Origin of the sequence: Nocardia cyriacigeorgica, assembly GCF_005863245.1 — a bacterium.
GTDB lineage: Bacteria > Actinomycetota > Actinomycetes > Mycobacteriales > Mycobacteriaceae > Nocardia > Nocardia cyriacigeorgica_C.
Genome location: NZ_VBUT01000016.1, coordinates 1 through 24,305, shown reverse-complemented (window position 1 = coordinate 24,305; position 24,305 = coordinate 1). Strand labels below are relative to the sequence as shown.

Annotated in this window: 19 protein-coding genes; 7 read left to right on the top strand and 12 right to left on the bottom strand. The window is 68.1% G+C overall.

Annotated elements, in window-relative coordinates:
- The first annotated feature begins 42 nt into the window (after window positions 1-42).
- Both FEK34_RS28885 and FEK34_RS28880 read left to right on the top strand, forming a co-directional pair.
- The gene (locus tag FEK34_RS28885; RefSeq protein ID WP_138453054.1) at window positions 43-1,392 is read left to right on the top strand and encodes an MFS transporter; all 1,350 of its coding nucleotides are present in this window, start codon (window positions 43-45) and stop codon (window positions 1,390-1,392) included.
- 270 nt (window positions 1,393-1,662) lie between these two features.
- Window positions 1,663-2,643, top strand: coding sequence for a PQQ-dependent sugar dehydrogenase (locus FEK34_RS28880; protein WP_138453052.1), 981 nt, complete (start codon window positions 1,663-1,665; stop codon window positions 2,641-2,643).
- A 48-nt stretch (window positions 2,644-2,691) separates the two neighbouring features.
- On the opposite strand, the gene FEK34_RS28875 is transcribed toward FEK34_RS28880, so the two are convergent.
- Window positions 2,692-4,101, bottom strand: a complete 1,410-nt coding sequence (locus tag FEK34_RS28875; RefSeq protein ID WP_138453050.1) for a three-helix bundle dimerization domain-containing protein — start codon at window positions 4,099-4,101, stop codon at window positions 2,692-2,694.
- 129 nt (window positions 4,102-4,230) lie between these two features.
- Window positions 4,231-5,787, bottom strand: a complete 1,557-nt coding sequence (locus tag FEK34_RS28870) for a phytoene desaturase family protein (RefSeq protein WP_138453048.1) — start codon at window positions 5,785-5,787, stop codon at window positions 4,231-4,233.
- A 210-nt stretch (window positions 5,788-5,997) separates the two neighbouring features.
- Between FEK34_RS28870 and FEK34_RS28865 the strand changes: the two genes are divergently transcribed.
- The gene (locus tag FEK34_RS28865; RefSeq protein WP_138453046.1) at window positions 5,998-7,128 is read left to right on the top strand and encodes a TerD family protein; all 1,131 of its coding nucleotides are present in this window, start codon (window positions 5,998-6,000) and stop codon (window positions 7,126-7,128) included.
- Window positions 7,129-7,136: 8 nt separating this feature from the next.
- Here the strand turns inward: FEK34_RS28865 and FEK34_RS28860 are convergent, their stop codons facing one another.
- Window positions 7,137-7,676, bottom strand: coding sequence for a DoxX family protein (locus FEK34_RS28860; RefSeq protein ID WP_138453044.1), 540 nt, complete (start codon window positions 7,674-7,676; stop codon window positions 7,137-7,139).
- Between the two features lie 120 nt (window positions 7,677-7,796).
- On the opposite strand from FEK34_RS28860, the gene FEK34_RS28855 reads away from it, so the two are divergent.
- Window positions 7,797-8,774: an Lrp/AsnC family transcriptional regulator gene (locus FEK34_RS28855; RefSeq protein WP_138453042.1), complete on the top strand. Its 978-nt coding sequence runs from the start codon at window positions 7,797-7,799 to the stop codon at window positions 8,772-8,774.
- Here the strand turns inward: FEK34_RS28855 and FEK34_RS28850 are convergent.
- The 7 genes from FEK34_RS28850 to FEK34_RS28820 form a co-directional block, all read right to left on the bottom strand.
- Window positions 8,736-9,359, bottom strand: a complete 624-nt coding sequence (locus FEK34_RS28850; protein ID WP_212748845.1) for a GNAT family N-acetyltransferase — start codon at window positions 9,357-9,359, stop codon at window positions 8,736-8,738. The genes FEK34_RS28855 and FEK34_RS28850 overlap by 39 nt on opposite strands.
- Window positions 9,360-9,647: 288 nt before the next feature.
- Window positions 9,648-10,526 (bottom strand): VOC family protein, encoded by an 879-nt coding sequence (locus tag FEK34_RS28845; RefSeq protein WP_249359711.1) that lies wholly within the window; start codon window positions 10,524-10,526, stop codon window positions 9,648-9,650.
- 189 nt (window positions 10,527-10,715) lie between these two features.
- Entirely contained in the window at window positions 10,716-11,498 is a 783-nt protein-coding gene (locus tag FEK34_RS28840) for an ESX secretion-associated protein EspG (RefSeq protein ID WP_138453038.1), read from the bottom strand.
- Window positions 11,499-11,582: 84 nt separating this feature from the next.
- Window positions 11,583-12,773, bottom strand: coding sequence for a cation:proton antiporter (locus tag FEK34_RS28835; protein ID WP_138453036.1), 1,191 nt, complete (start codon window positions 12,771-12,773; stop codon window positions 11,583-11,585).
- A 9-nt stretch (window positions 12,774-12,782) separates the two neighbouring features.
- Window positions 12,783-13,265: a cation:proton antiporter regulatory subunit gene (locus tag FEK34_RS28830; RefSeq protein WP_171048466.1), complete on the bottom strand. Its 483-nt coding sequence runs from the start codon at window positions 13,263-13,265 to the stop codon at window positions 12,783-12,785.
- 112 nt (window positions 13,266-13,377) lie between these two features.
- Entirely contained in the window at window positions 13,378-14,937 is a 1,560-nt protein-coding gene (locus FEK34_RS28825) for a YfcC family protein (protein WP_138453034.1), read from the bottom strand.
- Window positions 14,934-16,322 (bottom strand): M20/M25/M40 family metallo-hydrolase, encoded by a 1,389-nt coding sequence (locus tag FEK34_RS28820; protein ID WP_138453032.1) that lies wholly within the window; start codon window positions 16,320-16,322, stop codon window positions 14,934-14,936. The genes FEK34_RS28825 and FEK34_RS28820 overlap by 4 nt, the downstream gene beginning before the upstream one ends.
- Before the next feature lie 522 nt (window positions 16,323-16,844).
- On the opposite strand from FEK34_RS28820, the gene FEK34_RS31040 reads away from it, so the two are divergent.
- Entirely contained in the window at window positions 16,845-18,647 is a 1,803-nt protein-coding gene (locus FEK34_RS31040; protein WP_138453030.1) for an SLC13 family permease, read from the top strand.
- 34 nt (window positions 18,648-18,681) lie between these two features.
- Here the strand turns inward: FEK34_RS31040 and FEK34_RS28810 are convergent, their stop codons facing one another.
- Entirely contained in the window at window positions 18,682-19,911 is a 1,230-nt protein-coding gene (locus FEK34_RS28810; RefSeq protein ID WP_138453028.1) for a hypothetical protein, read from the bottom strand.
- A gap of 91 nt (window positions 19,912-20,002) precedes the next feature.
- Between FEK34_RS28810 and FEK34_RS28805 the strand changes: the two genes are divergently transcribed.
- Window positions 20,003-20,767, top strand: a complete 765-nt coding sequence (locus FEK34_RS28805; protein ID WP_138453026.1) for a glycosyltransferase family 2 protein — start codon at window positions 20,003-20,005, stop codon at window positions 20,765-20,767.
- Between the two features lie 345 nt (window positions 20,768-21,112).
- Here the strand turns inward: FEK34_RS28805 and FEK34_RS30505 are convergent, their stop codons facing one another.
- Complete coding sequence (locus FEK34_RS30505; RefSeq protein ID WP_212748844.1) at window positions 21,113-22,984, bottom strand: LLM class flavin-dependent oxidoreductase; 1,872 nt, start codon at window positions 22,982-22,984, stop codon at window positions 21,113-21,115.
- Between the two features lie 361 nt (window positions 22,985-23,345).
- Between FEK34_RS30505 and FEK34_RS28790 the strand changes: the two genes are divergently transcribed.
- On the top strand, window positions 23,346-24,305 hold a 960-nt coding region (locus FEK34_RS28790), incomplete at its 3' end, for a DUF222 domain-containing protein (protein WP_249359710.1).

Sequence of the window (24,305 nt, the reverse complement as noted above, 5' to 3'; positions counted from 1 at the left end):
TGTTGCCCAGACGCGGCTGCGCCGCAGGCTGAACGGATAGTAGTGACCGCACGACCCTCCGGCGCGCCCGTCGCGCCGACTCACCGCAAAGTCGCCGCGGCGACCCTCGCAGGCACCACGCTCGAGTGGTACGACTTCATGCTCTACGGCACGGCGTCGGCGCTCATCTTCGGCAAGCAGTTCTTTCCGTCGATGAGCCCGGCGGCCGGGACCCTGGCCGCGTTCACCACCTTCGCGGTCGGTTTCGGTGCGCGCCCACTGGGTGGGCTGCTGTTCGGGCACTTCGGTGACCGGATCGGCAGGCGCGCCACGCTGGTGGTGTCGCTGATCCTGATGGGTGTGAGTTCGACGTTGATCGGCGTGCTGCCCAATTACGACAGCATCGGGTTCTGGGCGCCGGTGCTGCTGGTGGTGCTGCGGCTGATCCAGGGCGTCGGGCTCGGCGGCGAGGGCGCGGGGGCGGTGGTGTTCTCGATGGAGCACGCGTCCGGCGGCCGGCTCAACCGGTACGCGAGTTTCCCGCAGATGGGGACGCCGGCCGGGCTCGTGCTCGCCAACGCGGTGTTCCTCGGCACCAGCGCGCTGATGCCGGACGAGGCGTTCCTGTCCTGGGGCTGGCGGATCCCGTTCCTGCTGAGCGTGGTGCTGGTGGTGGTCGGGCTCGCGGTGCGGCTCACCATCACCGAGTCGGCGCAGTACGCCGATCTGGTGCGACGCGGTGAGACCTCGGCGTTTCCCTTGCGCGATGCGCTGCGGGTGGGACCGGTGCGGCTGCTGCTGATCCTCGGCGCGGCGATCGCGACGTCGGCGGTGGTCTATATCTTCATGGTCTTCACGCTCACCTACGGCACGAAGTCGCTGGGGTTCAGCCGGGATTTCCTGCTGTCCGGGGTGATCGTGTCCTCGGTGCTGTGGTGTCTGACCATGCCGCTGTGGGGTGCGCTGGCCGACCGGGTGGGCACCGCGCGGGTGTTCCTCGCGGGCACGGCCGCGCTGGTGGTCTGGTCGGCGGTGTATTTCCCGCTGCTGAACACCGGTAACGCGGCGGTGGTGTACGTGGCGCTGCTGGGTATGGGTCTGGCGCTGCCGATCAGCCACAGCGTCGGCGGCATCATCGTGGCCGAGCTGTTCCCGCCCGCGGTCCGCTATTCCGGGACCTCCTTGATCGTGCAGGTGTCGGTGATTCTCGGCGGTGGGTTGGCGCCGCTCATCGCGACTGCGCTGTGGACGGCCGGGTCCTCGTCGCTGGCGGTCAGTGTCTACGCGGTCGGGATCTGTGCGCTGAGTCTGATCTGCACATACGTGTTGTTCTGGAGGGTGCCGGGAATGCGGAGCGACCGGACCGGCGGGGTGGTCGAGGTCGTCGAGGACCGGCAGGCCGTGCGCAGCTGACGGCGGATCCGTGGTGACGCCGCACCGCGCCGGTAGTCGATTGTCGGCGCGGCGGCGGGCACGATCGAAGGGAGCGGCTACCCCCGGAGGTCAGTGATCATGCGCGTACGCCAGCGAACCGGTCTCATTCCGACCGCGAGATCGCCTCGCCATGCCAGAGCGACCCGCGGTGCGGCGGCACTTCTCCTGGTCTGCGGCCTGGCCGCGTGTGGCGAGGACAGCTCCGATCGGCCCGAGTCCCCACCGCCGCCGCTCGCGTCCACGACCGAGTTGAGCCGACCGGCCGGTGCGCCGGATCTATCCGCGGGCGAGGAGGTGGTGCGCGGCATCGAGACGCCGTGGGGCTTGGATTTCCTGCCGGACGGCGCGGCGCTGATCTCCGAACGCGATACCGGACGGATCCTGCGGGTCGTGCCGGGGCGACCCGCCGAGCAGGTGTACCAGGTACCCGGTGTGGTCGCGGGCGGTGAGGGCGGACTGCTCGGCATCGCGGTGTCGCCGCGCTACGCCGAGGACCGCTCTGTGTACGCCTACTTCACGGCCGCCACGGACAACCGCATCGTCCGGTTCCGGCTCGGGGAACCGCCGCGGGTCGTCTTCGACGGGATCGCGAAGGCGGGCAACCACAATGGCGGGCGGCTCGCCTTCGGTCCCGACGGGATGTTGTACGTGGGCACCGGTGACGCGGGCAGGCGTGCCACGTCGCAGGACCCCGACAGCCCCAACGGGAAGATCCTGCGCCTCACGCCGGACGGCGCTCCCGCTCCCGGCAATCCGCGCCCCGGCTCCCCCGTCTACTCGCTCGGGCACCGCAATGTGCAGGGCCTGGCGTGGGATACGACGGGCCGGTTGTTCGCCGCCGAATTCGGGCAGAACGATGTCGACGAGATCAACCTCATCGAGCCGGGACGTAATTACGGTTGGCCCGAGGTCGAAGGCACGGGCGGCACCGGCCGCGGATTCACCGATCCGCTGGTGACCTGGTCCACCGACGAAGCCTCACCGTCCGGGATCGCCATCACCGCGAACACGCTGTACGCGGCCGCTTTACGCGGCGAGCGGCTGTGGACCGTCCCGGTGACCACCACCGGCCTAGGCGCGCCCACCGATCATTTCCGCGACGGTTACGGCCGCCTGCGCACGGTGGTGGTGGCACCCGACGGCGCATTGTGGCTGACCACATCCAATACGGACGGGCGTGGCGACGTCCGTGCCGGCGACGACCGGATCGTGCGGTTCCCGGCACGGTGAGCGCACCGGGAACCGCGAGAAGCCGTGTGTCAGGGCCGAACCCGCTGATCAGTTGTAGGAATTCGCCACGCCGTCGAGCAGGTTCTCGAGCGTTTCGTAGGCCGGGATGTCGACCACGTCGATGAGATCGCGCGCGACGGGCACATCGTTGGCCACGGTGACGGCGTCGAACTTCGCGGTATCGCCGGTGCGGAAGCCGTGTTCGGCCGCGAGGGCTTGCAGTTGCGGATCGGTGGACAGCAGCTGCCCCACCCGGTCACCGTCGTCGTTCAGCGGGACCAGAGCATGCCGGGACAGCACGGTGGGCGACGGATACAGCAACTTCATCCCCGGCTTGATCCGCCCGTCGACCGCCGCCGCCACGTACTGCGCCTCATACGCCCACACCATCGGCACCGGCCCCATGCCTGCGTCGAGATATTCGCCGAATGGCCCTTCCGAGGAGTTCTCGGTGTAGCCCTGGGCGAGGAAAAGGCGCGAAAGCAGCGGCAGCACATGGGCTTCGGCCGCGCTGCCCCGCACCACGGCGTTGCCGTTGGCGACATAGCTTGCCACGGCCAGGTACATGGCCGCGGAGTTGGAGCTACGCGGATCGGTGGTGGACACCAGCACGTTCTTGCGCACCGGGTAGGCGGTGTTGCCCTCGATCTGGTCCCACTGCACGCCGCGGGCGACCATGTCCAGGTAGGCGGACATGTCGAAAGTCGATACGGTGCCCGCCTTGACCACGCCCGCGCGAATGAGCACGTCGACGATGGGCTGGAAGGTCGCGATCACCATCGGCGAGGAGAACGGCGTGTAGTGTCGGCTCACTCCGGCTTCACGCTGAATTCGTTCGGCCGCAGGAAGACTCGACGGAAAGGCGAAATCCAGGTTGCCGAGTTCCACCGAGGTGGCGATCTGGCGGGAACCGGCCGGTCGCACATCGACATCGATGCCGTGTTTCGCCAATGCGTCCACCACGCGCGGATCATCGAAAAACGCCATCTTCTCCGAGCCGACAACGCCCTCGACCACCGTAAGCGGTGCGCCGGCAGCGGCAGCCGGGGCAGGTTCGGAATCGCGCACGGCGGCCACGGCGACCGCGGCCACCACCAGCACGCCGACGGCCCCGAGCACCGGAATCAGCCGTCCGCGCGAAAGCAGCGCGGCCCGCAAGGTTTCCGGCAGATGACGAGAATCGGAATTCGAATCGACAATTGCGTTATCGGATTTCTCCGTTGCGGTTTCGATTCGCGTGACGACCTTTTCCACGACCGGTTCGGGGTCGAGTTCGCGGCGCACGATCCGCTCCACCAGAATCGGCACGAAATCCCTGATCGGTAGTCCGTCGAATCGTTGGTGCGCATTCTGCACCGCGCTGCCGACCTGTTCGGGCGTGGCCTCCGGAAGGCTGTCGACCAGGCGATTCTCCAAGTCCCGTATCGCTTTTTCCTCACGGACGGTATCGAGCTCCACCTGTTCTCCTCGGCGCCGGATCAACGGAACGGACGGCATCGGCGCCGTCCACGGGCGCCAACCCTACCGCCATTCTCGCTCACCCGATACTCGGGTCGAAATAATAGGAAGGATCTGCTTTCAACCGAATTATCTTCCGCCGCTGGTGGCTTCCAGCACAGCCATCGCGGCATTGTGACCGGGAATACCGCTGACTCCCCCGCCGCGCAGCGCGCCCGCCCCGCAGAGCAGGACGTTCGCGTGTGATGTGGCCACACCCCACCGCGCCGCGGGATCGTCGCGCTGCTCGCCCTCGGGAAGGTACGGGAAGGCGAGGTCGCGGTGGAAGATATGGCCGCGGGGCAGGCCGACCTCGGCCTCGAGGTCCAGCGGCGACTTCGCTTCCAGGCACACGTTCCCGTCGGCATCAGTGGCCAGGCAGTCGCGAACGGGTTCGGCGAAGACCTCGTCCAGCTGGGCCAGCGTCGCGGCGACCAACTCGTCCTTCGCCGCCGGATCGGTGTCGAACAGCCGTGCGGGCGCATGCAATCCGAACAGTGTCAGGGTGTGCAGGCCCGCGGCATCCGCGCCGAGAATGCTGGGATCGGTGAGGGTGTGGCAGTAGATCTCGGCGGGCGGGGTCGCCGGGACCCGGCCGGCGGCGGCCTCGGTGTAGGCCTGCTCGAGCTGCGAATACGATTCGGCCACATGGAATGTGCCCGCGAAGGCGTCGCGGGGATCGACGGCGGCGTCCCGCAGGCGCGGCAGCCTGCGCAGCACCATGTTGATCTTCATTTGCGCACCTTCGGGTGGTATGCCGCCCGGCTGCCCCAGCAGCCGGACAAGCTCGGCGGGTGCCGCGTTCACAAGCACATGCCGCGCACCCACCGCACCTCCGGCCCACCGGACCTCGGCGCGGCTGCCATCGGTCTCGATGGCGGTGACCCGGCAGCCCGTGCGCAGCTGCGCGCCCGCGGATCGGGCGGCGGTGGCCAATGCCGTGGTGAGCGCGCCCATTCCGCCGATCGGCACGTCCCAGTCGCCGGTGCCGCCGCCGATCACGTGATAGAGGAAGCAGCGGTTCTGGAGCAGGCTCGGGTCGTGGGCGTGGGTGAAGGTGCCGATCAGCGCGTCGGTGAAGACGACGCCGCGCACGGTGTCGTCGGCGAACCACGCCTCGATCGTCTCGCCGAGCGGACGCTCGAAGATCACTTCCCAGGTGCGGGCATCCCCGACCGTGTGTTGCAGTTCCGCCTTGGTGGGCAGGGGCCGGGTCAGGGTCGGGAACACGCGGCGCGCCAGGGTGCCGGTCATCGCGTAGAACCGCTGCCATGCCTGGAATTCCCGGTCCGAACCGGTCAGCCGGGCGAAACTGTCCCTGGTGCGCGCCTCGGAGCCGGTGTCGACGAGCAGCCCGGAATCGCCGACCGGTGTGTAGGAGGAGATCCGCCGCCGCCGGGTCTCGAATCGCAGGCCCAGATCGGTGACGATCTGGCGGGGCAACAGGCTCACCAGGTACGAGTACCGCGACAACCGCACGTCGACGCCGGGGAAGACCCGCGCCGACACCGCCGCCCCGCCCACCTCGGCGCCCTGTTCGAGCAGCAGCACCGAGCGGCCGGCCCGGGCCAGGTAGGCGGCGGCGACCAGCCCGTTGTGGCCGCCGCCGACGATCACCACGTCGTAGTCCGAGCGCGTCGATGTCATGGTCACTCGATAGCACGGATCGGGAGCGGTCGGAAGCGTCACCGCACCGCGCGCCGGGCCGGGTCATCGCGCCGAATCGGCCGTCGCGGAAGGCCCGGCACCTACAGTGGGAGCGTCGGGCCGCGGCGGTCCGATCGGCACTCAATGCAGGCCGGCGTGGAATGCGTTGGCGCACCGCATGTGTGCTGGCAGCCGATGAAGGGGATGCGCGTGACCGAAGGGCTCCGACAGCAACAGCTCGTACCGATAGCCGCGGAGAGCCTGGTGGTCACCGCGCGGTCGGAGTTGCCCGCCCATCTCGCGGCGATCCTGCTGGGACCCGACGGCGCCATCCACGACGAGACCGACTTCGTGTTCGGCACCCAATCCGAGGCGCGTGGGCTGCGATTGGCCGGTCCGGGGATGGCTCCGGCGCCGACGCTGCACATCGAACTGTCCTCGATCCCGCACGCGGCGACCACCGTCCGGGTGGTGCTGGCCCTGGACAATCCGCACCGCACCTTCGCCGAGGCGGACGCACCCGCGCTCACCGTCGCCGACAGCCGGGGCGGCGAGGTGTATCGAGGCACCTTCGACGGAGTGGGCGCGGTCTCGGCGGTGGTGGCCCTCGATATCGAACGCAGCGGCGCGGGTTGGGGCATCACCGTCGTCGGACGCGGGCATGCCGGCGGATTCGCCGCGGTGCTGGCCGAGAGCCACGTTCAGGTGGGTTCCCGTCCCGATCGCCGTGAGCAGGTCGATGCCACCGTCCTGTCCGAAGACCGCCCGCTCGGTCTCGTTCCGGGGCAGGTCGTGCGCCTGCGTACCGGCGCGGGTCCCACCCTCGACATGGTGCGCCTCGGCCTCGGCTGGGATCCCGTGCCCGGCCACAAGCTCGTCGGCGGCGCCGCCACCCCCGCCGATCTCGACGCCGCCGCCCTGATGTTCGACCGCGACCATCACCTGCTCGACGCCGTCTACTTCGCCCAGCTCAGTTCCAACGACGGCGCGGTACGTCATCTCGGCGACAGCATGACCGGTGAAGGCGGCGGCGAGAACGAGGTCATCACCGTCGACCTGTCCCGGATCCATCCGCAGGTGGCGACGGTGATCCTGGTGGTCACCAGCTACCACGGCCACAGCTTCGACAGCATCCGCAATGCCTTCTGCCGCCTGGTCGACGCGGGCACCGGCGCCGAACTGGCCCACCTCGACCTGAACGGCGGCGGCCCGCACACCGGCATGGTGATGGCCAAGCTGTACCTGGCGGACACCGGCTGGAAGATGCAGGCCATCGGCGAACCCGTCTACGCCACCCATCCGGGCGAGGCCGTGCACCAGCTCACCCACCACCTCGCCTGACGCGTTCCCTATCCGGATACCGCCGCGCGAGGGGACCGACGCCGGACCACGCCGAGCAGCGCACGCCGCACCGGCCCGTCCGGCGCCGCGGCGACAGCGATCAACGCGACGGCGATGAACGCGATCTGCTCCGGGATGCGGAACCACAGCGGCGTCGCGGGATCACCGTTCAACGGCACCGATTCCATCGCGGCATAGACATTCGCGGGGAGCATGACCACAAACAGCAGCGCCAACCCCACGCCCGCGACCGCGCGCGTGGACGCGATCACCAGCGCGGCGGCGCCCAGCAGTTCCAGCACGCCGGTCACATACACCAGGACACCCGGAAACGGCAGGTAGGGCGGCACCATCGCGGTCAGATCCGCATGGCTCGGCATGGCCTCGACGCTGTCGGGCAGGAAGTGCGCCGCCCCGGTGAACAGCAACATCACCGCGAGACCGTGCGCCAGGCACACGGTCCAGGCGGTGAACTGGGTGACGCCGAACCGGCCGAGCAGCCGGCAGGCCAGCGTCGGGACCAGCAGGAGCAGAAGGGTGTCGAACATGTCGTGTCCTCGGAAAGGTTGGAGAAGGTAGTGACCTGCCCGATCGTGCTGGCCTCCGCACATCCCGCCACCGCATCGCGCCCGATGCGACGGATTGCGACATCCGCCTATTGTGTTGTGGTGGATCCGGTCACGCTCGACACCGCCGACTTGGGCTTGCTGCACGCGCTGCAAGTGGACGGACGGGCACCCTTCAGCCGGATCGCCGAGGTCCTCGATATCTCCGACCGCACCGCGGCCCGCCGCTATGCGCGTCTGCGTGCGAACGGGCTGGTCCGGGTCACCGGCGTGATCGACAGCCGGCGCACCGGCGACGCCGAATGGGTGGTGCGGATCCGGGTGCGTCCGGGCGGAGCCGATGCCGTCGCCCAGGCGCTGGCGCGCCGCCCCGATGCCGCGTGGGTGACGATGCTGTCCAGTGGCACCGAGATCGTCTGTGTGTTCCGCACCGGCGCGACCGAGCCGGCGCCGGTGGCGGCGCTCGCCCGCCACCGTGAGGTGGTCGACGTGGAGGCGCATCGGCTGCTGCGCAACCTCATGACGCGGCCGTGGCCCGGCCGCACGTCGGCGCTGGCGCCGGATCAGGTCGCCGCCCTCGACCCGCCGTCGGGTGAGCTGTCCGGTCCGGTCACGCTGACGGAGCTGGATCGGCGCCTGCTGCCCGCGCTCGCCGTCGACGGCCGCGCGGCCTATCCGCGGCTGGCGGGCGCGCTGGGCTGGTCGGAATCGGCGGTGCGCAGGCGGTTGGACGAACTGCGCCGCGCCGCCGTCCTGCGGTTCGATGTGGAGGTCGACGCCGTCGTGCTCGGCTACACCTTCCAATGCGTGCTCTGGTTGACCGTCGCGCCTGCCCGGCTCACCGCGGTGGGCGGTGAGCTGGCCGCCGATCCCGAGGTGGCCTTCGTCGGCGCCACCACCGGCAGCCACAACCTGCTGGTCTTCACCGTCTGCCGGGACGCGAGGGCCCTGTTCGATTACGTCACCGAGCGCGTCGGCAGCCTTGCGGGGGTCGACCGGGTCGACACCGCCGACGTCTGGCGAATCGTGAAGCGCTCCAGCTCATCCCCGTGGCCGGGGCATACGCCACATCGCCCATAGCGTCGGCCCGTCGCCGGGGATGGTGATGGTGTCGGTGATCTCGAATCCGAAGCGCTGGTAGTAGCCGATATTGGCTTCATTGCTGGATTCCAGATAGGCGGGCACGTGCTCGCTGTCGCATTGGTCGAGGCGCTTGCTCATCAATGCGTGCCCGTATCCGCGACCCCGCTGGGCGGGGTCGCTGCCGATCACCGCGAGATACCAGTGCGGTTCCCGCGGGTGCCGTTCGGTCATGATTTCGCCCAGCCGTTTACCCGCGAGCATCCGGATGCCCATGGCGCGGGCGAACTGCGGCAGCATCAACAGCTCCGAGACCGTCGAGTGCTGCCAGCGTCCGGGCGGATTCCACAGCGCGGCGCCACCGATCGCGCCGGACGCATCGACCGCGAGGTCGACGCCGCCGGTGGCGAAGTGGTGGTGGCGGGTCATGGTCGCGAAGAAGCGCGCCAATCCGGCGGCCCGCCGTCGCGGGTCCGGCCACAGCCACACCGAGACCGGATCCTCGTGAAACGCGGCGGCCAAAGTCTTTGACAACGCGGGAATTTCGTCGCGCCGCGCGGGACGAACATCGGGGCGAGCGGACATCACGGTCCTCACTCTCATCGTCGAGATCGGTGTCTCCCCCGGCCCACCCGGTCTCTGCCGTGGTTAGACCCCTTCCAGGCTGGCATATCGCGCGGCGAGAGCAGGCACCGGGTCTGGTCGCTACGCATCGGCTGTCGTGCCCGTCGCGGGGTTGCCGAACGTGTCGGCAACCCCGTGACCCGGTATCAGCACACTGTCCGGTGGTTGCAGTCCTTCATCGCATCGATACGCTGAGCACGGCCAACTGCCGGGCGCTGCTGACCACTCACCGGGCGCGAACCGCGCAGATCAGCAGGCCGAGGTGAAGAACAGTCCGGCCCCACACGCATCGCGGCCGGAAACGAAGAAGCCCGACTCGGTGGTCCGGGTGCCGATTCCGGTGCCGGCGATGAACGTGCGCGCGTGATCGACGTCGTCGACGCGAATGGTCAACGCCGCCAAATACGACGGCGCCGGGGCCGTTTCCCCTGGCAGCACCCGCGCGACCACCGAGGCGGGCACGATCTCGATCCGGGCACCGCCGCGTTCCAGCACAGTGGCCGGTCCGGCGGTCTCGGTAGCAGTGCCGAGGATGTCGCGGTACCGCTGGGTGATCACGTCCATGTGCGCGTCCTCGGCGACGATCAGGATCGACGCGAGACCGTGAGCGCCGTTGGGGTGGGTGAGATAGCGCGGTTGCCGGACGTATTCGCGGGTGAGATGTTGTGCGGCACCGATATAGCCCTCGGCGGTCGTGCGCGGATCGAGGTGCACCGACCGGGCGCGCAGGGTGGCGGGGCCGTCCTCGGTGTCGACCGGACGCTCGAGTTCCAGCACCCCCGATGTCGCCAGCCCCGCCGCGCCGAACCACGCATCCGTGGCCGCCGCGTCGTGGGTGTCCAGGCTCAGGATCCGCAGCCCTTCGAACTGTTCCACCATCTGCTTGGTGTGCCACGGATCAGGAGCGAATTCATCGACGATCCCGAGCAGTTCGATATACGAATCGCCGAACAGCACGCACATATTCGCGGTGCACCCCGCGGTCAACGGCGCGCCGGGACGCTCGCTGAGCAGATGCCGTGATCGTGGGCTGAGCGTGAAGCCGAACGAGCGGTATCGCGCCGCCATGGTGTCGAGGTCGCGGTTGACGATGCCGACGTGATGAAAACCGGTGATGTCGTGTGCCATGGTCGCCATGGTCGGCGCCACGACGCGCACAGTCCCGCTGCCGGGCCCCGCACGCCGCGATCCGACATCGACGGGGTGTGGGCGGACGGATTCGGACGTTGTGGCGTGAGCTGCCGATGCCCGACCGGCGGGCATGGCGAACTCGGACGATGTGTGGCCTCCGGGCTCCTGCTGGACCGGCGACTCGGCTCAGCGGTTGACCCGCAGGTATTCGTCGTGTGCGAGATCCTCGCGGTAGAAGCGCCGCGTGATCCCGGCCAAGCGGGTGATTTCGTTGGTGAGGGCGGTGGGGCCCGCGGGTTTGGCGATGATGGGGTCGCCGGTGCGCACGTAGTAGCGGCCGTCCTCGTAGTCCATCCACCAGAAGCTGCGGCCGAAGGACGGGCGGGCGTCGACGGCGGGTCCGGGGAAGATCATGATCTCGCCGAGCGAGCGGCGCCGGCGTTTGAAGACGCGGTCCAATTGCTGAGTGAGGCTGAGTTCGTCGACATTGCGCACGTAGCGGGTGCGGTCGGCGCTGAGGTCGGCGCGGCGCACCTCGACCGGCGGCCGGGTGCCTGCTTTGGCGGGTGGCAGGGCGGCCACGGCTTGCGCGGGGACCTGGTTCGCGGCGCAATTGGTGACGATGACGTCGCCGCCGATATCGGCGGACGCGCCCGGTAACTGCACCAGGGTCGCGCCCGCGGCTCCGCGCATCGCGCCGTGAAAGCGGTAGGTGCGGGCCATATCCCGGCCGCCGTACCCTTTGACCTCGATCCGCACTTCGGGCTCACGCAGCAGGGTGAGCACATCCACCAGTTCGGTCGAGTAGTACTTCTCCAGCAGGACGTCGACCGCGGCTTCACGTTGCCGCCGCAGGTCCTCGAAATCGTCGGCGACCGGCCGATAGCGCAGCGGGTACGGCAGCCGGTCGTGGCCGTACGCGGACCAGAGGATGTCGAACTCCAGGCCGGTGAACCGCCAGGTAGCCATGTGCTCACCTCCCCAGCTGACCTTCAGGGCACCCTACCGCCCGGCCCGGGGCGCGGCAACAGTCACGCGGAGCCGCACCCCCGTTCACTCCTCGACCGGATCGGGGGCAGGTTTGGGCCGCCCGGTGACGAGCCCGACCACCGGTTCCACCACCCGCGCGGCCACCGGTCCGATGACCGCCATCAACAGCACGTAGGTGGTGGCCAGCGCGGCGAATCCGTCCGGCACCGCGCCCGCGGCGACGGCCAGTCCGGCGATGACGATGGAGAATTCACCGTGCGCGACCAGCGCGGCGCCCGCGCGGGCCCGGCCGAGTTCGGTGGCGCCCGAGCGGGCCGCCGCCCACCAGCCGGTCGCGATCTTGGTCGCCGTGGTGACCACCGCGAGCAGTACCGCCCAGCCGAGCACCGGCGGGATGCTGGCCGGGTCGGTGCTGAGCCCGAACAGCACGAAGAACATGGCCGCGAACAGGTCCCGCAGCGGTTCCAGGATCTTGGTCGCGTTGTGCGCGGTGGAGTCGGAGATGGCGATGCCGAGCAGGAACGCGCCGACCGCCGCCGACACCTGCACCGCCGAGGCGATCCCGGCCACCAGCAGCGCGGCGCCGAGCAGTTTGAGCAGGAAGATCTCTCGATCGTCGCTGGCCACCACCGCGGAGACGTATTTGCCGTAGCGCAGCGCGACGACGAGCACGACGGTAATGGCGATCAACGCGATACCGAGGGTTTTCAGCCCGGCGACGAACCCGACGCCCGCGAGCACCGCGGTCAGCACCGGCAGATATCCGGCCATGGCCAGGTCCTCGAACACCAGGATCGACAGCACGACCGGTGTTTCCCGGTTACCGAGGCGCCCGAGATCGTTGAGCACTTTCGCGACGATGCCCGACGACGAGATGTAGGTGACGCCTGCCATCGCGATGGCTCCGGTCGCGCCGAGGTCGAGCATCAGGGCCACGATCACACCGGGCGTCGCGTTCAACGCGATATCGAGCAGCCCGGCGGGCCAAGATCGTCGCATCCCGGTGACGAGTTCGGACGCGCTGTACTCGAGTCCGAGCAGCAGCAACAGCAACACCACGCCGATTTCGCTGGCCAGGTGGATGAATTCGTCCACCTCGTGCAGTTCGACAATGCCGCCCTCGCCGAAGACCAGGCCGCCGAGCAGATACAGCGGAATCGGCGACATGCCGATCTTCGCCGCGATCCGCCCGAGCACACCAAGGCCGAAGAACACCGCCCCCAGCTGGATCAAGGCCAGCGCGGTTGCACTCACCTGCACCGCTCAGCCGTCGGTCAGGATCCGGGCGGCGGCGTCGAGCCCCTCACCGGTGCCGACCACGACCAGCAGATCGCCCGCGGTGAACGCGAAGTCCGGCCCCGGCGAGGCGATCACCTGTCCGGCTCGCATGACCGCGACGATGGAGGAGGTGGTCCTGGTGCGCATTCCGGTCTCGCCGAGCGTGCGCCCGTCGTAGGGCGAGCCCTCCAGGATGGGCAGCTGACGGGTGATGACGCCGTCCATATCGCGGTGTTCCTCGCGCAGCTGCGCGACCAGCTGCGGCGCACCGAGCAGGTTGGCCAGCACGCCCGCCTCGTTCGCGCTCAACGGGATCTGCACGGTGGTGTCGGGGTCGCCGGCCTTGGTGAAGATCAGGTCGATACTGCCGTCTTTGTGGTCGATCACGCCGATCCGTCGACGGACACCCGTCAGCTGAAAATCTTTGCGCACACCGATTCCCGGCAGCGGGGTCACATCCACGTTCACACCATCAACCCTAACGGGCGCAGCGGATCCCGGCCGGGCCCCGTCGCTGCTCTAACGACGAACGACCTGACCACCGCGGGTGGCGGTGCTCAGGTCGTCGTCCAGCCCCGTATCACTCCAGTAACGCGGCGCCGCCGATCACCACGCACACGATAACGAAGTTGATCAGCATCAACGGCCAGATGAAGCGCAGGTATTTGTCGTAGCCGACCTTGGCCATCGCCAGGCCGCCGACGACCACCACATTGGTCGGCGCGATCAGCATGGTCAGGCCGTGGCCCATCTGAAACGCCGTGATCACCAGTGAACGGCTCACCCCGGCGAAATCGCCGAGCGGAGCCAGCAGCGGCATCGCCAGCGTCGCATGCCCGGACGAGGACGGGATCAGCACCGCCAGCGGAATGTTGACGATCATCACCAGGACCGCGAAGATCCCGGCCGACGCGCCGCTGACCAGTTCCTCCATCGCGTTGAGCACGGTGTCGAGGGTCTGGGTGTTGGTCATGATGACCGAGACGCCGCGCGCCAGCAGGATCACGATGGCGGGGCCGACCATATCGCCCGCGCCGCGGGTGATCAGCGAGACGATGTCCTTCTCCCTCATCCTGGCCACCACACCGACCACGATGGCCGCGATGATGAACAGCATCGACAGCTGCGGGAACCACCAGCCGAGTTCGAACCAGTACGGCTCGGTGGCGGTTTCGTGGTACACGTCGTATTCGGCGGGCGTGGTCGTGGCGCCGAAGATGGCCGACCACGGGATGACCGAGAAGATCATCAGGCCGAAGGTGAACGCGGTGATGGCGAGCACCCACTTCTGCGTGCCGGTCAGCTGCCGCTCGCCCTCGGGAGTGTCGGTGTCCGGCTCGTCCTCGTCGCTGTCGAACCCGACCAGTGAACGCGACTTGTCCTGCTGGATGCGCCGGGCATACCGGATCACGAACACCACCGCGACCGCGGTGAGCACGACCCACAGCACGAACCGGAGCACGATGCCGTCGCCGATCGACACCCCGGCCTCACCGGAGGCCACACCGATGGAGAACGGATTGACCGTCGACGCCATCGTCCCGGTGAGCGCGCCGACGATGATCGTCGCGGCCGCCACCATCCGGTCATAACCCATGGCCAGCATCAACGGGATGATCAGCGCGTAGAAACCGAAGGTCTCCACCGAGAAACCCATGGTGGTACCGCCCACCGAGAACAGCACCATGATGACCGCGATCAGCATCCAGCCCTTGTCCTGCAGCCTGGCGCCGAGACCGCCGACGGCGACCTCGAGGCTGCGGGTGGCGAAGCTGACCGAGATGAACGCGCCGAGCGCCATGATGAACAGCACGACACCGACCGACCCGAACAGCCGGCCCATGTTCTCCGTGTCGACGAATCCAGTGGCGGTGTCCTGTATGCCGTAGAGGCCGTTGACCGGGGCCAGAATCAGTTGCTGGACCCGTTCCCAGAAGGTGAGCGGGGAATCCACCCGATCGAAGGATCCGGGGATCGGGGCGCCGTCGGCATCGGTACGGTATTCGCCGGCCGGGATGAACAGCGCCGCCAGCCACACCAGCACCATGACGATGGCCAACACCGTGACGGCGCCGGGGAACTCGAACTTCTTGCGCTGCTTACCGCCGGGCTCCTCGGTGGCGGTCTGTGCTTCACTCATCGCGCTGTGTCCGATCGCCCGGCCGCGTATCTCGCGGCGTACTCCTGCAGGAACAACGCCTTGGCCACGGTGGCCCTGCGCATTTCGTCGATGAGGACCCGCTCGTTGGGTCCGTGGATATTGGCGTAGCCGTCGGTGGCGCCGAACAGCAGCTTCTCCGCCTCGGGTATCCCGGTGTGCAAAGCCATGACCAGCGGAATCGAACCGCCACCGGCCATCTCGCCGGTGTCGGCATCCCATGCCGAATTCAGCGCGGCCACGGCGGCCTCGAAACCGGGTCCGCTGGTTTCGGCGGCGAATCCGTTGCCGACCTCGCCCGCGGTGGCGGTCACCTCCAGGCCGAAGGGCCGTTGCGCCTCGAGATGACGGATCACCGCGGCCTGCGCCTCCGCGGCGTCCTGAGCCGGGTGCACGCGCACGTTGAGGACCGCCCGCGCCGAGCCGGCGACCGCGTTCACCGGCCCCTCCACCGCGGGTGCGTCGAACCCGATGACGGTGATCGCCGGGCCGGACCAGATGCGCTCGCCGAGACCGCCGGTACCCATCAGCGGCTTACCCTCGAGCACCTCGGCCAGATCCCTGAACTCCTGCTCGGTGTAGGAGGTTCCGGTCCATTCCTCGCGACGCAGACCCTCGACCGCGACATCGCCGGCATCATCGTGCAGCGAGGCGAGTGCGCGGATCAGGGCCAGCCGGGCGTCGGGCGCGGCGCCGCCGTATAGGCCACTGTGTTTGTCGGCCTTCAGTGTCTGCACCGAGACGGTGATCTGCGCCGAACCACGCAGGGCCACGGTCACCGTCGGCGCGCCGGGGCGCACATTGCCGACGTCGGCGATCACCATGGCGTCGGCACGGAAGGGTTCGGGGTGGGTGGCCGGATAGAAGTCGAACGGGCTGCCGAATTCCTCCTGGCCCTCGAACACCAATTTCACCGTCACCGGCGGGTTCGCGTCGAAAACCCGTAGCGCGCCGATGATGCCGACCAGATTGGCCTTCGAATCGGCGGTGCCCCGCCCGTAGATCGCGCCGTCGCGTTCCTGCGGTTCGAACGGCGGCGAATCCCAGAGTTCGACGTCATCGGCGGGGACGACGTCGTAGTGGGTGTAGAACAGCACCGTCGGCGCGCCCGGAGGGCCGGGCACGGTCGCCATCACCACCGGCGCCGTCTTGCCGGGAATGGTCAGCTCCTCGATCTGGGTTATCCCGCTGTCGCGCAACAGCTCCACCACCGCGTCGTGGGCGTGCATCAGCGGTTCGGTGGGGTATCCGTCCAGCGCGATCGACGGAATGCTCACCAATCGGTTCAGGGCCGACTTCAGGTCGGGCAGGAGAGCGGAGACAGCATCCTCCACCTCACCGACGGGACGAAACACAGGCACGGACATCGCATTCCCTCGCCAACTCGCTGGGTATTACGCAGGCCTACATTTGCTTGCTCGATAGTTGCACAAACTTCGTTCTCGCGAACCGAATTCGCGCGGTGACGCGCGGGAGGTCGACTGCGCGAGCCGCGCAGGCGGCCGGACGGACCGCACTTCCCGATCGGTGGCGTGCGGTAGCGGGCAGGACAGGAATAGTCATCGCCGATTTTGCCCCACGCCGAGGCGGTAGAACGGGTCGAAAGCGGGAAATAGTCACTGTGATGTGGATCACCATCGCTTCAGACGGGCCTGTGATCTAATGCGCGTAGCCAGCCGGATGCCGACCGCCGATCCAGCGACCTCAGGGGGTGCCATGCGCAATACCCTTCCCGGCCCCGCGGCCCTTCCGCGCGTAGCGGCGCGGTCCGGCTCCGCGACCTCGGCGGTACTCGGTCGAAGCGCCGGCGGTGCGCGGCAACAACATTGCGCCCACCCACGTCGGCACCTCGATGCAGCGGCGTTCGCCGGCGCGCCAGAGGTTCGCTGATGGCCGAGTCGACCATCACCTTCCTGATCACCGGCGGCGCGGTCGTGCTGTTCGTGTGGAACCGCCTCCCGGTCGGGATCGTCGCGCTCGCGGTCGCGCTGAGCCTGTACGCGACGGGCATCCTGACCGTCGACCAGGCGCTGTCCGGGTTCGGTGACCCCACCGTCGTGTTCATCGCCGCGCTGTTCGTGGTCAGTGAGGCACTGGACGCGACCGGCGTCACCACCTGGGCCGGGCAGCAGTTGATGGCGCGCGTCGGCACCAGCCGCACCCGGCTGCTGGTGTCGATGATGCTGCTGTGCGCGGTGCTGACGGCGGTGATCTCGGTCAACGGCGCGGTGGCTGCGCTCATCCCGATGGTCGTGGTGCTCGCGGTGCGGCTGGGCCGCTCACCCTCACAGCTGCTGATGCCGCTGGCCTTCGCCGCGCACGCCGGATCGCTGCTGCTGCTCACCGGGACCCCGGTCAACATCATCATCTCCGAAACCGCCGCCGACGCGGGCGCCCGGCACATCGGGTTCGCCGAATTCGCCTGGGTGGGCGTGCCCTTGGTCATCGGCACCATCGCCATCGCGGTGCTGCTCGGTGACAAGCTGCTGCCGAACCGCACCGCGGCCGTGATGCCACCGGATCTGAGCAGGCTGGCGACCACGCTGGCCAAGCAGTACACCATCCACAGCGGGCTCATCCGGTTGCGGGTGGCGGCGGAATCGCCTTTCGCCGGGGCAGCCCGCGACTCGGTCGTCGACGCGCTGCCGGAGGGCGCGCAGCTGCGTGGCGTCGAGCGCGACGGCCAGGATCCCGGCGACACACCGCTGCGCGCCGGCGATGTCCTGGTGGTCGACGCCGCGGACGTCCAGCTCACGGACTTCGTGGACGACAACACCCTGACCCCGTGCCGCAGTTTCGACGGACCGCATCCCGATGAGCTGATCGGCGCCGAATACGGTGTCGCCGAGGTGATCATCCCGCCGCGCTCGGAGTTCGTCGGCCATAAGGTCTTTCCCGGCATGGCCACCAGCAGTGGCGATCTGGTGGTGCTCGCGGCGCAGCGCGGCGGACGCGATCTCGGTTCCCGCCCGCGGAAACTCGAGGCCGGTGACACCCTGCTGCTGTGTGGCAGCTGGCGCGCACTCGACCAGCACATCGCCGCCCCCGAAGTGCGGGTGGTGCACGAGCCGGAACTGATCCGGCGCCAAACCCTGCCGATGGGTCCCGGATCGAAGCCCGCGCTGGCGATCCTGGCCGTGATGGTGGTGCTGCTGGCGACCGGGCTCGTCCCCGCCGCGGTCGCCGCCCTGCTCGCGGCCTGTGCCATGGTCGTGTGCCGGGTCCTCACCGTCGAACAAGCCCACCGCTCGATCTCCTGGACCACCTTGATCCTGGTGGGCGCGATGATCCCGCTGTCGACCGCGATCCGAGACACCGGCGCCGCCGACCAGCTCGCCTCGGTGTTCATGTCCGTGCTCGGCGACGCCGATCGTCACTTGGTGCTCGTCGGCCTGTTCCTGGTGACGGTGACACTCGGCCAGCTCATCAGCAACACCGCCACGACCCTGATCATCGCCCCGATCGCCGTCGTCATCGCCGCCGACCTCGGCGTCTCCCCGCTACCCCTACTGATGACCGTCTGCGTCGCCGCCGCGGCCTCCTTCTTCACCCCCGTCGCCACCCCGGCCAACATGATGATCATGGGACCCGGCGGCTACCGGTTCGGGGACTACTGGAAACTCGGCTCGGCCATGATGGTGTGGTACCTGCTGGTCGCGGTTGTCGTGGTGCCGGTGGTGTGGAGTTTCTGAGACCGTGGCCTTTCGCCGGATCAGGTCGACGCCTTCAGCCGTGTGAGCTTCGCCGCGAATCGCGGGTGATCAACCAGGTGCCGCCGACGACGAGGAGAACGAACAGCAGGAGCCCACCGCCGAAGACGACCAGGATCCAGAGCCGGGACGCTAGATCGAGGTTGCCGTTCAACGTGACGTTGAGCGACCCGACGGCGAACGCGATGACGGCAGCGAAGACCGCGACCAGCTCGACCGCCCTGATCACCGAACGGCGGGCAAGGTCGGCGGTTTCGGCGACGGCCTGTTCGTGCCGGTCCAGGCGACGTTGCTGATCCGCGACGCGGCGGGCGTCGCTGCGGGCCAGCAGGATCGAGCGGCGGACGTGGAGGAACTGCTCGGACAGCAGTTCATGGCTGCTACGCCAACCGGTCGCGGGCAGCAGCCGCAGAGCATCGTCGATGCTGGTGAGCGCGGCGTCGTGATCGTCACAGAGGAAAGCACCGAGTCCGAGACGGAACCGGAACAGGGCATTGTCCGGATACTCGGCGATCGCTTCGGCGGCCTTGGTACGCAACACCGTCCCCTGCTCGTCGAACGGCACGGCGGCCTCGAGCGCGTGCAGGGCGATGTCGATCGAGGCGTGGGTGCGGTCCGGCGCGGTCCACGACTTCTCGAACAGCGTCATGGCGTGCTCGTTGGTGGTCTGGCGGCTGCCGAATCCCGCGAAAGCCTGGAGCGCGACAAACAGCGGCTTGTCGCGATTCCGGCCGGCCGCGTTGGCCAGCGGCGACGAGCTGAGAAACAGGTTCAGCTCATCGAAGGACAGATTCGCACGCAACTTGCCCGCATGGTAGAGCGTGGCGAAATAGGCCCGGCTGCATTCGGGATCGTCACTGGCGATGATGTCGGCGGTGGCGTCGGCGATCTCGGTCAGCGATTCGACCGTGCCGCGCGTGATGAACGCGTAGCCGATCGCCCACTTCTCCAGGATCGGCTGCCGGTACTCGGCCTCGATCCGCTCCGCCGCCCACCCGGCACACTGCACCGCCGTCGCCAGCGTCGGCTCGGCAGTGAATCGCAGGTTCCAGTAGCGATCCGCGCAGATCAAGAATGGGTCGGAGGTGAAGTTCGCCGAAGTGATGTCGAATTGGGGCTCCACCACTCCCGGCTCGGCGATGTACCGCTGGGCAAAGACATGACATTCCCGCTCGAGCTCCCGCGTCCCCGGAGCCGAACCGCCTACCAGACTGGCCAATTCGGCCTCGATCACCGCATGATCCATACCTGCCCCTGCCTCCCGAACGGCACCAGTCCGACCTTGTGCATACCTACCATATGAGCGCCGGATCGGCTCGGATGGCACACTTTCGGTCATGCGGGTCGAGGTGGTCACGGCGGTACATGCCGACTATTCCCGATTCCTTTCCGCCGCTTGGGCTTCGCTGCGTTCGCAGACGCACACCGATTGGCTGTGGCTGGTGCAGATCGATGGCCCGGCCCGTGCGGCGCGTACCGCCCTGGTCGAATGCGGTGCGGCGGAGGATCCCCGCGTTCGCGTCGCGACCAACGGCACCAGGGAAGGCCCCGCCGTGACACGCAATGTCGCGCTGGGCCGGGCGCGCGCAGCACTGATCCAGAATCTGGACGCCGACGACGAGCTCGAACCGGACGCACTCGCCGTCCTCGCCACCGCCCTCGAGCAGCATCCGTCAGCGGGATTCGCTGTAGGACCCGCGCGTGACCTGCTCGGATCCGGCGACCTCGTGGATTATCCGGTGCCCTTTGCACCCGGTCCGATCCCCCGCGGTGCGCTCGTCCAGCACTGGGTGACCGATACCGGAACATACCGGCTGCCTGTGCATCCCGCCGGAATCATGTGGCGGCGCGAACTCCTCATCGCCGCCGGCGGATGGCAGGCGCTGTCCAACATGGAGGACACCGGGCTGCTGATGACGGCATCGGCGCTGGCGCCCGGCGTGGTCGTCGGGCAGGTGACGCTGCGCTATCGCCGCCACCGGCTGCAACGATCGACACAAAGACGAATCTTCGAGGGGGGGGGGGAGCAAATATCGCTCGTTCGGCAGCGGGCGGCTACCTTGCTCGCCGGTCCCGAGTGGGAGCCGCGGAAAGCGGGCTGATCGGCTGTCTGATCGGGCCTCACAGCTCTGTTCTGGCTGTCGGCCGGCCGTGACCGAGGACACGGCCGAGCCCCAGGAACATCGAGCGGTATCGAAGCGCGGCACGCGACAATAACCAGAATTCCCAGACACGCACTGAAAGCTACTTCTTCTCGTAGTTGCTGATCGCGTAGGTCCCGCGCGTCGAAATATGTTGGCGTCCAACCATTGTCGGTCGGGTGTCCAGTGTGAAGACGTGTAGATCATCTATGGCGCGCCGGTGTCGATCGCGGTGGTGTCGGACAATGGCCCCTGCTTCCGCGGAGAGGTCTCCCATGCGGGTAGGTTGTGGTCGGGGATCGGTTGTCAGGACAGCAGGTCGGCGCCTCGAGCAAGTTGTTCGACGGCGTGTTGCCAACTGCCCTCGGCGGGCAGGACTGCGAGTCCGACTCGGTCGGCGCCGGCGGCGGCGTATGTGGCGAGACCGGCCGCGATCTCGCCGGCACTGCCCGCGATCGGGATTTGTGCGGCCTCCAGGGCCGATCGCCCGTAGGACTGCTGTAGCAGCCGCACGAAATCCTCCCGGGCGTTGCGTGCCGTTTCACTGGTTCCCGGTATGGCACCACCGGCCACGCTGATAGCGGGGACCGGACAGTCGGATTCGGCAGCAATGTCCCGCAAACGGGCAGCACCACGCGCCACGTCCTCGGCAGTGAGGCTCGAAGGTAACCAGCCGTCCCCATAGTGGACCGCACGCCGGATGGCGGCGGGAGAGTTCCCGCCGACCAGAATCGGCGGAACGTGCGCACCGGGAGCGAGCTGAACGACGGTGCCGTTCGTTTCGGTAGCCTCGCCCGCAATCAAACCGGGCAGCACCGCCAGTGTTTCGTCGGTCGCCCGCGCCCGGTCGCGGGTGGCCGAACCCGCCGCCTGCCAGAACGGGCTGCCGGGAAATCCGCCGGAACCCACCCCGAGAACGATCCGGTCGTCCGAAAGATGTTGCAGGGCAATGATTTGTGCAGCAAGTGTGACTGCCGGCTGCAAGGGAATAACCCTGACACCGAACTCGATACGCACTGATGTGGTGGCCACCGCTGCGGTCGCCGCCACAACTGTCGCATCCAGCGAGGGTGTGCCGTCACCGATCACCAGATCGGGAATGCGCACCGCATCGAAGCCGAGCTGCTCGATATGCCTGGCCATGGTCGCCACGTCCGGAATTCCATGAGAGGCAATTTCACTCAATGTGGGCAGCGTGACACCGACCCTGAGCTGAGCCGACTCTGTCATGTCAGGAAACCTCCAGCAGAACTTTGCCGTCACCGCGCGAGACTCCAGCGCTCGATGCGCTTGCGCTGCCGCTGCCAACGGGTAGGTCGCACCGATAACCGCCCGGATATCGCCCCGAGCAGCCATATCCAGGATCTGCTTGGTCCGGCGCCGCCGGTCCGGGGAATAGCCAGCGAGCTGGCCCAGCCCCAAAGTGCGCCGCCCCTGAGCATCGGTGGCGCCGACCGGGACCGGCGCACCGCCGGCGAAACCGTACGCGGAGAATCGGCCTCCCGCTCGCACCAATCGGTACGCGGTCAGACCCAGGTCGCCGCCGACACCGTCGAATGCCACATCGACGGGCCCCACGTCGCTGGCCCAATCCGGTGCGCTGTAGTCGACTACGGCGTCGGCGCCGAGTCCTTCGACAGCGGCCAGCTTGACCCGGCCCCGGGTGGCGCCTATCACTCGTGCACCGGCGGCGTGTGACAGCTGGACCAGCAAGCTGCCCAGGCCACCCGCAGCGGGCTGAACAAGCACGGACTCACCCGCCTGCACCTCCATCGCGTCGAACACCGCCAGCGCGGTGCTGCCATCGTGCAGCAACGCCATCGCGGTCGGCAGGTCCACCATGTCCGGTATCGCGATTACGTTCTCCACCGACGTCACGACCTGCTCCGCGTAGCCACCACTGTCTATGTCGGCCAGAACCCGCCGGCCCAGCCAATCGGAATCGACTCCCGATCCGACTGCGATGATCTCCCCGGCGACGCCTACTCCGGGTATGTACGGAAGTTCCACCGGGAACAGGTCGCCGCCTCGACCGCTGCGGATCACCGTATCCAGCGACAGCACTCCGCTGTATGCGACCTGGACGACAACCTGTCCCGGTCCCTGAATTGCGTCCGGCCGGGTCCGAACCCGCAAGACCTCCGGCGCACCGAATTCGGACACCTCGATCACCCGCATCTCGCCACCACTACTCTCCTCGGCTGCTTGGTCACCACATCCTCGTACCTCAACAAAACATGAGGTCAAGGACCAGTGGTGTACGACACAAACATGCAGGATGGGTTCCGAAATGCTTCGAGGAAACACTCTTCGGGCGCACCGGCTGCCGACCACCGGATTCGGCGGATGCAACACAGATCAGCGAACGGCTCGCCCCTTCCGAAGTATCCACTCATCGGCAATACAGCGCGTTCTAGATGGCCTCGCTATCCAGGGCATCAACTACGTGGGCAGTCAGATCCTGCCAAGATCTTGACCCAAGACAATCAGATGCTGTTTTCGCTGGTGCTGGGATGGTGGGTGGCGGCAGTATTCGAACATGTATTCGAGTGGGGGGATCGAAGGAGACGAGGGCGCGGTCGGCCGGTTGCACGCCGCGGTCACCGACCTGCTGGCCGAGCCGTTGACACCTTTGTCGGATGCCGCGGTCATCGCGATGATGCGTGAGGTGGAGCGGTGTTCGCGGAGGCTGACCATGGTGCGTCACCGGCTGCTGGTGGAAGCCTCCGAACGCTCACTACCCGCCCGGCACGGCGCGAAAACGTTGAAACGGTTCCTGATGGAAACGCTGAACCTGGCCTCTGCTGATGCCGGTGCCCGCGTCCACCAAGCCCACACCGTCGCCACCTTCCACGACATGGGCGGCGACCCCATCGAACCCCGCCTGCCGAATGTCGCGCAAGCCTTGACCGCTGGCGAGATCTCCGCCGACCACGCCCGCGGCATCGCCACCGTCATGAACCGCGTTCCCTGCGGCGCCACACATGAGGACCGGGCCGCCGCCGAGGAAATCCTCACCGATTTCGCCCGCACCGGCTCCCCGGACGACATCGGCAAGGTCGGCGACAAGATCCTGGCCTACCTCGACCCCGACGGCCGCCTCACCACCGACAACGATCGAGCCCGCATGCGCGGCATCATCATCGGCCGCCAACGCCCCGACGGCATGAGCCCCATCCGCGGCGAGATCGACCCCGTCCTGCGCGCCCTACTCGACCCACTACTGGCCAAATACGCCCGCCCCGGCATGTGCAACCCCGACGACCCCGAAAGCCCCACCCCTGCACCCGCCTCCGCCTCCGGCTCTGGTTCTGCTGCTGGTCCTGCCGCTGCCGTTCCCACTGGTCGTGGTGCTGCCGGTCCCGCTGCTACTGCCGCTGGTCGTCGTGCCGCTGCGGGCGCTGTCTCCGACCGTGGTGCTGGTGCAGGTACGGCTGCCGCCGACGCGGATGCGGGTGCTGCCGTCGCTAGCCGTGGCGTTGACGTCGGCTCTGGCGCG